The following is a 244-nucleotide window of genomic DNA, read 5'->3' as shown; positions in this document are numbered from 1 at the left end:
CGCACAGCTTGATCCAGCAGGCAGAATGGAGATATTTCAACTTCTACAGCAGCTTGCAACTGATGAGCGGCAAACGATGATTTTTGTAGAGCATGTGTTAGATGGAGTCATCGAATGGATGGACCGGGTGATTTTATTAGACGATCAAGGCAGCATTTTAGCAGATGGTTCTCCAAAAGATGTGCTCGTGACATATGAAAAAGAAATGAAAGAGGCAGGAATTTGGCGGCCGAAATTATTTCCC

At 43.9% G+C, this 244-nt stretch carries 1 pseudogene; it reads left to right on the top strand.

Annotation, left to right across the window (positions count from 1 at the left end):
- Nucleotides 1-244 (top strand): annotated as a pseudogene (locus SB658_RS26755) (ABC transporter ATP-binding protein); the annotation flags it as partial.

This window comes from Bacillus sp. SIMBA_008, assembly GCF_046535495.1.
GTDB lineage: Bacteria > Bacillota > Bacilli > Bacillales > Bacillaceae > Bacillus > Bacillus subtilis.
Note: the sequence above shows the minus strand (reverse complement) of the source record. Positions and strands in the feature narration are given on the sequence as shown.